Here is a 10,765-nt window from a genome sequence, read left to right as displayed (position 1 = left end):
CGCGCCGGGTCCACGTGACCCGGCGCCGACCCCCCTATCTGAAGAAGGACCACTGCAATGGCCTATACCGCCACTGACGTGAAGAACCTGCGCGAACGCACCGGCGCGGGCATGATGGATTGCAAGAAGGCGCTGGACGAAACCGGCGGCGACTTCGAAGCCGCGGTCGACGCGCTGCGCGCCAAGGGCCTGGCCGCCGTCGCCAAGAAGAGCAGCCGCACCGCCGCCGAAGGGCTGGTTGGCGTGGCCGTGGCCGGCACCAAGGGCGTTGCCGTCGAAGTCAACTCGGAAACCGACTTCGTTGCCAAGAACGACCAGTTCCAGGACTTCGTGCGCAAGACTACCGAAGCCGCGCTGGCGCTGGCCTCGGACGATGTCGAAGCGCTCAAGGCCGCGGCCTATCCGGGCGGCGGCACCGTGGCCGACACGCTGACCAACAACGTCGCGACCATCGGTGAAAACCAGCAGGTCCGCCGGATGAAGACCGTCTCGGTCGCCCAGGGCCTGGTCGTGCCGTACATGCACAACGCCGCTGCCCCGATGCTCGGCAAGATCGGCGTGCTGGTCGCGCTGGAATCGGAAGCCGGCGCCGACGTGCTGGAATCGCTGGGCAAGCAGATCGCGATGCACATCGCCGCTGCCTTCCCGCTGGCGCTGAACGCTGACGATCTCGATCAGGACATGATCGCGCGCGAACGCAAGATCGCCGCCGAAAAGGCCGCCGAATCGGGCAAGCCCGCCGAAGTGCAGGCCAAGATGGTCGATGGCGCCGTGGCCAAGTTCGCCAAGGACAACGCGCTGCTCAGCCAGCTGTTCGTGATGGACAACAAGACCCCGGTGGCGCAGGTCGTGGAAGCCGCGGGCAAGGCCGCCGGCACCAAGATCGTGCTGAAGGACTATGTCCGCTTCCAGCTCGGTGAAGGCATCGAGAAGGAAGTGAGCGACTTCGCCGCCGAAGTCGCTGCGGCCGCCGGCCTCAACTGAGCCGCGCCGCAAGGCAGGAATTCGGGCGCGGACCGCAAGGTTCGCGCCCTTTTCCTTGCCCACCCTTGGCATCACCCCGCCTAGGGTATAAGGCCCTGCAAACCCTGCGAGAGCGATGCAACAGACGATGAGCAAGCCCACCTACAAACGCATTCTGCTGAAGCTTTCGGGTGAAGTGCTGATGGGCCAGCAGCAGTTCGGGATCGATCCCGAATTCGTCGCGGAACTGGCGCGCGAGGTGAAGGCGGCCAAGGAAACCGGCCTGGAAATCTGCCTGGTGATCGGCGGCGGCAACATCTTCCGCGGCATGGCCGGCGCGGCCAAGGGAATGGACCGCGCCCAGGCCGACTACATGGGCATGCTCGCCACGGTGATGAACGCGCTGGCCATGCAGAACGCGCTGGAGCAACTGGGCGTCCACACCCGCGTGCAAAGCGCGGTGGAAATGGACAAGGTGTGCGAACCCGTCATTCGCCGCCGTGCCGAACGTCACCTTGAAAAGGACAGGGTGGTGATTTTCGCCGCCGGTGTTGGCGCACCCTATTTCACCACGGACAGCGGGGCTGCCCTGCGCGCGGCGGAAATGCAGTGCGACGCGCTGCTCAAGGGCACGTCGGTGGACGGGGTCTATGACAGCGACCCCAAGACCAACCCCACGGCAAAGCGTTACGATACGGTCGATTACGACACGGTTCTGGCGACCAACCTGAAGGTGATGGACGCTTCCGCCGTGGCGCTGTGCCGCGATAACGACATTCCGATCGTCGTCTTCTCGATCCGCGAAAAGGGCAACCTGGCCAAGGTGCTGCGCGGCGAGGGGACGCAGACCATTGTGAAGAAAGGGTAGGCCCATGGCCAAGTACGACAAGGCCGATCTCGAACGCCGGATGAAGGGTGCGGTGGAATCGCTGCGGCACGATCTGGGGGGCTTGCGCACCGGCCGCGCCAACACTTCGCTGCTCGATCCGATCACGGTCGAGGTCTATGGCAGCCACATGCCGCTGAACCAGGTGGCGACCGTTTCAGCGCCCGAACCGCGCATGTTGTCGGTGCAGGTCTGGGACAAGTCGAACGTGACCCCGGTGGAAAAGGCGATCCGTTCGGCCGGGCTCGGGCTCAACCCGATCAACGATGGCAACAACATCCGCCTGCCGATCCCCGACCTGACCGAGGAGCGCCGCAAGGAACTGGCCAAGCTGGCGCACCAGTACGCCGAAAAGGCCCGCATCGCGATCCGCAACGTGCGGCGCGACGGGATGGACGCGCTCAAGACTGACGAGACCAAGAAGGAAATCTCGGAAGACGATCGCAAGCGCGGCGAAACCGAAGTGCAGAAGCTGACCGACGAGATCATCAAGGAAGCCGACGCCGTGGCCGCGCAGAAGGAACAGGAAATCCTCGGCAAGTGAGCGCCGCACCTGCCCCTGGCGGTGTGGCGACCCACGGCGCGCGCCATGTTGCCATCATCATGGATGGCAACGGCCGCTGGGCCAAGCAGCGTCATCTGCCGCGCGCGGTGGGCCACCAGCGCGGGGTGGAAGCGGTTCGCACGCTCAGCCGTGCCGCGCGCGCGATGGGGCTTGAGGCGCTGACGCTCTATGCCTTCAGCACCGAAAACTGGCGCCGGCCTGAGGACGAAGTTTCAGCGCTGATGGGGCTGCTCAAGCGCTTCATCCAGAGCGACCTGGACGAATTCATCCGCGACAACGTCCGGCTCAAGATTATCGGCCAGTGGCGCGCGCTGGCGCCTGACATTGTCGAGTTGATCGAGGACGCGTTGGCGAAGACTGCCGCGAACACCGGCTGCACGCTGGTCGTCGCGCTCAACTACGGCTCGCAGGACGAGATTGCCCGCGCTGCCGCCAAGGCGGCGGAAAAGGGGGCGATCACGCCCGAGAGCATCGAGGCGGAGCTCGATACGGCGGACCTGCCGCCGCTTGACCTGCTGATCCGCACGTCTGGCGAAGTGCGGCTGTCGAACTTCCTGCTGTGGCAGGCGGCCTATGCCGAAATGTGGTTCACCGACGTGCTGTGGCCCGATTTCAAGCCGGCGCACCTCGAAGCAGCGCTGGAACAGTTCGGCCAGCGGGAGCGGCGCTATGGCGGGCGCTGAGCCGAAGAAGAACAGCGACCTTGGCGTGCGCACCGCATCGGCGGTGGTGATGGTCGCGATTGCCGGGACGGCGCTGTGGCTGGGCGGCTGGGTGTGGACCGCGTTTGTCGCCGCAGTCGCGCTGGGGGTGCTGTGGGAGTGGACGCGGCTGGCGCGCGCCATTGCCGGATCCACGTTGGCGATGCTCGGCTGGCAAGTAGCGGGTGCAGCCTATGTCGGGCTGGGCGCGACCATGCTGGCGGGCCTGGGCAGCGTTGCCGGTTTTCCCGATGTGCTGCTGGCGCTGGTAGCGGGCGTGATTGCCACCGACGTGGGGGCTTATTTCGCCGGGCGGACCTTTGGCGGGCCGAAGATCGCGCCGCGGATCAGTCCTTCCAAGACCTGGTCAGGGCTGGGCGGGGGCATGTTGGGCGCCACGCTGGCGCTGTGGTTCGTGGCCACGCAGGTGGCGCATTGGAACCTGGTCAAAAGCCTGCCGTGGCTGCTGGCCATGGGGTCGGTGCTGGCGATCACCGCGCAGGCCGGTGACTTCTTCGAAAGCTGGATGAAGCGCCGCGCCGGCGTGAAGGATTCCAGCCATCTCATCCCCGGCCACGGCGGGCTGTTCGACCGCGTCGATGGCTTGCTGGCGGTGTGCTTCGTGCTCGGCCTGATTTCCTTTCCGCAACTGTTCTGACCATGACCCGCACCATCTCCATCCTGGGCGCGACGGGTTCGATCGGCGCTTCGACGCTCGACCTGGTGCGGCGCGAGCGGGACAAGTGGCGCGTCGTCGCGCTGACCGCGAATTGCCAGGCGCAGGAATTGGCAAGGCTGGCGCGCGAATTCGGTGCTGAACTGGCCGTCGTCGCGGACGAGGCTTGCCTGCCGGACCTGCGCGCGGCGCTGGCCGGAAGCGGGATTGCGGCAGCGGGCGGTGCGGCGGCGCTGGTCGAAGTGGCGGCGCGCGGCGCGGACATGACCGTGGCGGCGATTGTCGGCTGTGCGGGCCTTGCGCCGACCATGGCGGCGATCGAATGCGGCAAGACCGTTGCCCTGGCCAACAAGGAAGCCCTGGTTTCCGCCGGTGACGTCATGACTGCCGCCGTAGCGCGCAGCGGGGCCGTGCTGCTGCCGGTCGACAGCGAACACAACGCGATCTTCCAGTGCCTGGCGGGCAATGACTACGCCCACGTCCGTTCGATCACGCTTACAGCCAGCGGCGGGCCGTTCCGCGACTGGAGCCTTGAACAATTGCACGCCGCCACCCCGGCGCAGGCGATCAAGCATCCCAACTGGGACATGGGCGCGAAGATCAGCGTCGATAGCGCGACGATGTTCAACAAAGGCCTTGAACTGATCGAGGCACACCACCTGTTCCCGGTCGGGCTGGAAAAGCTGCGGATCGTGGTCCACCCGCAATCGGTGGTCCATTCGATGGTCGAATACCGCGATGGTTCGACGCTGGCGCAGCTTGGCCCTTCGGATATGCGCGTGCCGATCGCCTCGTGCCTGGCCTGGCCGGCGCGGATGGACACCCCTTGCGCGCCGCTCGACCTGGCGGCGATTGGCGAGCTGACCTTCCGCGCGCCCGACGAGGTCCGCTTTCCCGCAACCGCCCTGTGCCGCGCCGCGGCCGAGGCGGGCGGGGCGGCGCCGGCGGTGCTCAACGCCGCAAACGAAGTGGCGGTGGCGGCGTTTCTCGCCAGTCAACTGCCGTTCACCCGGATCGCGGTAATGGTTGAGCAGGTTCTGGCGCACTATGCTCCGCCTGCACCGGCAGCGCTTGGCGACGTGTTCGCCATCGATGCCGAAGCGCGGCGCGTGGCGCGCGATATGCTGGAGTTGGTCTGACTTGCCCGAATCCCCCTCCCTGTTGATGACAATTGGTGCATTCCTGCTGGTGCTGGGCCCCTTGGTGCTGATGCACGAGCTGGGTCACTACCTCGTCGGGCGCTGGTTCGGCGTGAAGGCCGATGTCTTCTCGATCGGCTTTGGCCGCGAAGTGGCGGGCTGGACCGACCGGCGCGGGACGCGCTGGAAACTGGGCTTGCTGCCGCTGGGCGGTTACGTCCAGTTCGCGGGCGATGCCAATGGCGCCAGTGTGCCCGATCCGGCGCTGGCCGATGCGCCGCCCGAAGCGCTCAAGGGCACCTTCCAGGGCGCGGCGCTGTGGCAGCGCTCGCTGATCGTGCTGGCCGGGCCGCTGACCAACCTGCTCGCGGCCGTGGCGGTGTTTGCGGTGTTCAACATGAGCTACGGCGTGCCGACCTCGGCAGCGGTAGTCGATGGTTTTGCGCCCAATTCGGCGGCGCAGGCGGCCGGGATGCTGAAGGGCGACCGGATCGTCGCGATCGACGGTGAAAAGGTGGCAGCTTTCGAGGACGTGGTCAGCCACGTCGTGCTCTATCCCGGCAAGCGGATCGCGATCGAGGTGGAGCGCGCCGGGCGGCAACTGACCGTGCCGGTGACCATCCCCGCCGTCGTCAGCACCGACCGCTTCGGCAACCGCATCGAACGCGGCCAGATCGGCATTTCCTCGCGGCTCAGCTTTACCCCGGTCGGGCCGGTCACGGCCGTGGCCAAGGGCTTCGATCAGTCGGTCGGCGTGGTGCGCTTCATGGTCGCCGGATTGCAGCAGATCGTGGTCGGCGAACGCTCGGTCCGGGAGCTGGGCGGACCGATCAAGATCGCCAAGTATTCGGGCGAAAGCCTGGCCATGGGCTGGCCTGCATTTGTCTCGTTTGCGGCGCTGATTTCAATTAATTTGGCATTCATCAACCTCCTGCCAATCCCTGGGTTAGACGGTGGGCACCTGGCGCTTTATGCCGCGGAAGCGATCCGCCGCAGGCCGCTGGATGCCCGCAGTCAGGAATGGGCGTTCCGCACCGGCCTGGCCCTTGTGCTGGGGTTGATGCTGTTCGTCACACTCAACGACATCGCCTCGCTGCCGATCTTCGGCAGATAGGCAAAGGAAATTGGATCATAACTGCGGGCGACAAGGCCTTCCTTGCTTGATGAATTTGACAGCATCGGGCAGAGGGCCTCTTCATGTCTGCAGTGCGCTTTCGGCCCCGCACGGGGGTGGGCGGCAGGCGCAATGCACAAATTGACGGGAACAACCGTGCCGAACACTCATACTTCCAAGGATTGCACCGCGTCTGTTCGCTACGCCATGGCGCTGCTGGGAACGACGATCCTGGCCGGTGTGCCCACTCTGGCGCTGGCCCAGGCCGCGCCCGCCCCGCTGCCGGCCCCCGCGCCGGTCGAAGCGGTGCAGAATATCCAGTCGATCACGGTGACCGGCGCCCAGCGGCTTGAGCCCGATACGATCCGTTCGTACATCAAGCTGCGGATCGGCCAGCCCTATACCCAGGTTACCGCCGACATGGCGCTGAAGGACCTGTTCGCGACCGAGCTGTTCTCGGACGTGCAGATTTCCAACAACCAGGGCGCGGTGACCATCGCGGTCAAGGAAAACCCGGTGATCAACCGGATCATCCTGGAAGGCAACAAGCGCCTGAAGGAGGAGAAGATCCTCCCCGAAATCAAGCTGGCCCCGCGCCAGATCTTCACCCGGTCCAAGGTCCGCGCCGACGTGGCCCGGATCATCGAGCTGTACAAGCGCCAGGGCCGCTTCGCCGCCGAAGTCGAGCCGAAGATGGTGCTGCTCGACCAGAACCGCGTCGATATCGTCTTCGAAATCAGCGAAGGACCCAAGTCCAAGGTCCGCAAGATCAACATCATCGGCAACGACCAGTTTTCCGATGGCGAACTGCGCGGCGAAATGGTGACCAAGCAGACCGGGCTGACCAAGGTGTTCAGCTCGGGCACCAGCTATGACCCGGACCGCATGGCCTTCGACCAGCAGAAGATGCGGCAGTTCTACCTGACCAAGGGCTATGCCGATTTCCGCATCATTTCGGCCGTGGCCGAACTGACGCCGGACAAGAAGGACTTCATCCTGACCTACGTGGTCGAGGAAGGTCAGCGCTACAAGTTCGGCGACGTCAAGGTCGAAAGCCAGCTGCGCGACTTCGACGGGGATCGCCTCGCCGCCCAGTTGCCGATGAAGAAGGGTGACTGGTACAACGCCAAGCTGGTCGAGGACACGATCGACCGCCTGAACGAAACCGCCGGCACCTTTGGCTATGCCTTTGCCGACGTTCGCCCCAGCTATGACCGCAACAAGGACGATCTCAGCATGGGGATCACCTTCCAGATCGCCGAGGCGCCGCGCGTCTATGTCGAGCGGATCGACGTCAACGGTAACACGCTGACGCAGGACAAGGTGGTGCGCCGCGAATTCCGCCTGGCGGAAGGCGATGCGTTCAACACCCTCCAGGTCAAGCGGTCGACCGCGCGCATCAACTCGCTCGGCTATTTCCAGGAAAAGTTCGAGGTCGAGCAGAAGCAGGGCAGCGCGCCCGACCGGATCATCCTCGAAGCCAACGTCGAGGAAAAGCCGACCGGCGAACTGCAGCTTTCGGCGGGCTACTCCAGCCTTGAAAAGCTGATCTTCCAGGGCTCGATCCAGCAGCGCAACTTCCGCGGGCGCGGGCAGACCATCGGCCTGTCGCTGTCCTATTCGAACTATTCGAAGAGCGCCGAAGTCAGCTTCACCGAACCCTACATGTTCGATCGCAACGTGTCGCTGGGGGTCAACCTCTACCGGCGCGACTACAACAGCTTCAACTACCTGAATTCCAGCCGCAACACGACCTACAAGCAGTCGACTACCGGCTTCCAGGTGCGTGCCGGCATTCCGCTGACCGAATATATCTCGGCCGTGGGCAGCTACACGCTGAACTACGACGACGTGTCGCTCGACAAGACCCAGTTCTTCAGCACCCGGCAGACGCCGGGGGTGCAGGAATGCGACCCGCTGCTCGCCGGCCGCTACCTGTGCGAAGCGATCGGCAAGCGCACCAGCTCGATTCTGGGGCTGTCGCTGATCTACGACACGCTCGACAACCGCATGCGCCCGACGCGCGGCCGCGCCGTTTCGGTTTCGACCGAATTTGCCGGGCTGGGCGGTTCGGTGAAGTATGCCCGCATGCGGCTCAACGCGGCGCAGTACTTCCCGGTGGGCAAGGGCTTCATCTTCTCTGTCCGGGGCGAAGCCGGGGCGATCAAGGCGTTTGGTGGCAACAACGTCGCCGGGGTTGATTCAGTCCGCCTGACCGACCGGTTCTACCTGGGTGAACCCGACATTCGCGGCTTCGACATTCGCGGGGTCGGCCCGCGCGTGATCCGCCAGCCGATCATCGACGATGGCAGCGGCAACGCCAAGGTCGTCACCGATCGGGATTCGGTGACCGACGACGCGCTCGGCGGCAAGTACTACTACCTCGGCCACCTCGAACTCGAAATTCCGCTGGGCAGCGGGGCGAAGGAAATGGGGCTGCGGCCGTCGATCTTCCTCGATGCCGGCGCGGTTTGGGGCGTTCGCACCCCGGCGCTGCAAAGCAGCCCGTTCCCCAACGGCATCTTCATTCCCACCCGCGATACGGCCGGCAATCCGCTTTACCTCCAGGTCGATGCGGTGGACGCCAACTGCATCGCGACCAGCACCTCGACGGTCAGCAGCGCGACCAACCCCAGTGCCCCGGCCTGCCTGTCCAGCACCGCCAACACGGCCCTGGGCAACAGCGTCGCGCCGTTCCGCGAAATCTTCCAGGGCAATTCGCCGCGTCCGCGCGTCGCCGTGGGGATCGGCGTCAACTGGAATTCGCCGTTCGGTCCGTTCCGCATCGACTTTGCCAAGACCCTGCTCAAGCGCCCTGGCGACGACACCAAGAGCTTCACTTTCAACGTAGGAACCCAATTCTGATGAACACTTTCCGCAAGTCCGTGCTGCTCGCCGGCATGACCGCGCTTGCCCTGGCCACTCCCGCGCTGGCCGCCAAGGACAAGGACAAGGCTCCCGCCCCGGTCGTGCCGGTTGCCGCCGCGCCCGCCGCCGGCATCACCGCCCCCACCGCCGGGATCGCGGTGGCCGATGTCGAAGTGGTGGTCGAAGCCGCCCAGGCGACGGTCGAGGCTGAAAAGCAGCGCCAGACCTATTACAAGGCCACGCTCGATAGCTACCAGAGCCGCGCGCAGCAGCTCCAGGCCCAGATCGACGGGCTGGTCGCCAAGTACGAGAAGGACGCCAAGGTGCCCACCGCCAACAAGGTGGCGCTGAAGGCCCAGGAAGACGCGATCGAAAAGTTGCAGAAGAGCGGCCAGAACGACCTCAACCGGATCATCGCCCCGGTCGTGTTCTCGCGCGAATACGTCAAGGAACAGGTGCTGGCCAAGCTGGACGACGCGGTCAAGGCCGCCATGGCCAAGAAGAACGTCACCCTGCTGCTCAACCCGCAGGTCGTGGTGCTCAACACCAGCGCCGCGAACGACCTGACGCTGGCAATCGTCCAGGAACTCAACGTGCTGCTGCCCAGCGCGCAGTTCATCCCGCCGCCGGGCTGGGAACCGGCCCAGCTGCGCCGCCTGCGCGCGCAGCAGGCCGCCCAGGGCGGTGCGCCGCTGCCGGCCGCGCCGGGTGCTCCGGCTCCGGCCGCTGGTGCGCCGAATCCGGCGGCCCCGGCTCCGGCCGCTCCCGCGCCGCGTCCCGCCGGCCCGCAGCCCGAAGGCCGCTAAGGCCAGTATCCGGGGGCAAGGATGAGCGAACAGCACGACGCCGCCGCACCGGCCGGGAGCGCGAAGGTCTATGACCATCGCGCCATCCTGGCCGCCCTGCCGCATCGCTACCCGATGCTGCTGGTCGATCGCGTGGTCGAGGTGAGCGAGGACCAGATCCACGCGATCAAGGCGGTCAGCTTCAACGAGGAGTTCTTCCAGGGACATTTCCCTGGCCGGCCGATCATGCCCGGCGTGCTCCAGATCGAAGCCCTGGCCCAGGCCGCGGGGATCCTCGCGATCGAAAGCCTGGGCCTGGCTGGCAGCGGCAAGCTGGTCTATTTCATGGCGATCGAGGAAGCCAAGTTCCGCGCCCCCGTGGAACCCGGCGTGCTGCTGCACCTCGAAGCCGGCTTCGTGCAGAAGCGTTCGCGCGTCTGCAAGTTCTGGGGCAAGGCCAGCGTCGATGGCAAGGTGACCTGCGAAGTGCAGTTCACCGCGATGATCGCGGATAGCTGAGCGGGAATTCTGAGTCCTTGTCGGGTACGCCAACTGCATCCGCAGTTGGCTTGCGACACCAGCCCGCTCCCCCGGCCCAACCACCCGTTCAAGGTACCCTGTGGGTGGTTGGGCCGGGGGAGCGGGCTGGTGTTGCAAGGACAGGCCGGATGGCCTGTCCGCACCGGCGTCAGCCGGAAAAGGACTCACCTTGATTTCCGCGCGCGTCCCGGCTATGCGCCGCGCGTCAATTTCCGGCCGGTCGGAACCGGCCACAGCGAAAGAGTGATCCCATGAAGGCCGATATCCATCCCGATTATCACATGATCAAGGTGCAGATGACCGACGGCACCGTGTTCGAAACCCGCTCCACCTGGGGCAAGGAAGGCGACACGCTGGTGCTGGAAATCGATCCGACCTCGCACCCGGCATGGACCGGCGGCAACCAGCGTCTGCTGGACCAGGGCGGCCGCGTTGCCCAGTTCAACAAGCGCTTCGGCGGGCTCAGCCTCAAGAAGGGCTGAGGCCGGGGCGCCGCGCGCGCCCGGCAAGCGAAAGGGCGGCTCCTTG

Annotated in this window: 11 protein-coding genes; all 11 read left to right on the top strand. The window is 65.7% G+C overall.

The features are described from left to right. Positions 1–57 precede the first annotated feature (57 nt). Positions 58–984, top strand: coding sequence for a translation elongation factor Ts (tsf, locus tag ACE3N9_RS08525; protein ID WP_374282812.1), 927 nt, complete (start codon positions 58–60; stop codon positions 982–984). A gap of 127 nt (positions 985–1,111) precedes the next feature. Further along, on the top strand, positions 1,112–1,831 hold the full coding sequence (gene pyrH / locus ACE3N9_RS08520) for a UMP kinase (protein ID WP_374282810.1): 720 nt from the start codon (positions 1,112–1,114) through the stop codon (positions 1,829–1,831). Positions 1,832–1,835: 4 nt separating this feature from the next. Next, complete coding sequence (frr, locus tag ACE3N9_RS08515) at positions 1,836–2,393, top strand: ribosome recycling factor (RefSeq protein WP_374282808.1); 558 nt, start codon at positions 1,836–1,838, stop codon at positions 2,391–2,393. 59 nt (positions 2,394–2,452) lie between these two features. After that, positions 2,453–3,097, top strand: coding sequence for a polyprenyl diphosphate synthase (uppS, locus tag ACE3N9_RS08510; protein WP_374282958.1), 645 nt, complete (start codon positions 2,453–2,455; stop codon positions 3,095–3,097). After that, positions 3,084–3,773, top strand: coding sequence for a phosphatidate cytidylyltransferase (locus ACE3N9_RS08505; protein ID WP_374282806.1), 690 nt, complete (start codon positions 3,084–3,086; stop codon positions 3,771–3,773). Before uppS ends, ACE3N9_RS08505 begins: the two co-directional genes overlap by 14 nt. A 2-nt stretch (positions 3,774–3,775) precedes the next feature. Further along, complete coding sequence (locus ACE3N9_RS08500) at positions 3,776–4,930, top strand: 1-deoxy-D-xylulose-5-phosphate reductoisomerase (RefSeq protein ID WP_374282804.1); 1,155 nt, start codon at positions 3,776–3,778, stop codon at positions 4,928–4,930. A 25-nt stretch (positions 4,931–4,955) separates the two neighbouring features. Beyond that, entirely contained in the window at positions 4,956–6,044 is a 1,089-nt protein-coding gene (gene rseP / locus ACE3N9_RS08495; RefSeq protein WP_374282802.1) for an RIP metalloprotease RseP, read from the top strand. A 207-nt stretch (positions 6,045–6,251) separates the two neighbouring features. Further along, the gene (bamA, locus tag ACE3N9_RS08490; protein WP_374282799.1) at positions 6,252–8,909 is read left to right on the top strand and encodes an outer membrane protein assembly factor BamA; all 2,658 of its coding nucleotides are present in this window, start codon (positions 6,252–6,254) and stop codon (positions 8,907–8,909) included. Further along, on the top strand, positions 8,909–9,718 hold the full coding sequence (locus ACE3N9_RS08485) for an OmpH family outer membrane protein (RefSeq protein ID WP_374282797.1): 810 nt from the start codon (positions 8,909–8,911) through the stop codon (positions 9,716–9,718). The genes bamA and ACE3N9_RS08485 overlap by 1 nt, the downstream gene beginning before the upstream one ends. Before the next feature lie 21 nt (positions 9,719–9,739). After that, the gene (gene fabZ, locus ACE3N9_RS08480) at positions 9,740–10,216 is read left to right on the top strand and encodes a 3-hydroxyacyl-ACP dehydratase FabZ (protein WP_374282795.1); all 477 of its coding nucleotides are present in this window, start codon (positions 9,740–9,742) and stop codon (positions 10,214–10,216) included. Between the two features lie 272 nt (positions 10,217–10,488). Beyond that, positions 10,489–10,719 carry a 50S ribosomal protein L31 gene (gene rpmE / locus ACE3N9_RS08475; protein ID WP_374282793.1) on the top strand — a complete coding sequence of 77 codons (231 nt, stop codon included), beginning with the start codon at positions 10,489–10,491 and terminating at the stop codon, positions 10,717–10,719. The last annotated feature ends 46 nt before the right edge of the window (positions 10,720–10,765 follow it).

The organism is Novosphingobium sp. (genome assembly GCF_041905565.1).
Taxonomy (GTDB): Bacteria; Pseudomonadota; Alphaproteobacteria; order Sphingomonadales; family Sphingomonadaceae; genus Novosphingobium.
Note: the sequence above shows the minus strand (reverse complement) of the source record. Positions and strands in the feature narration are given on the sequence as shown.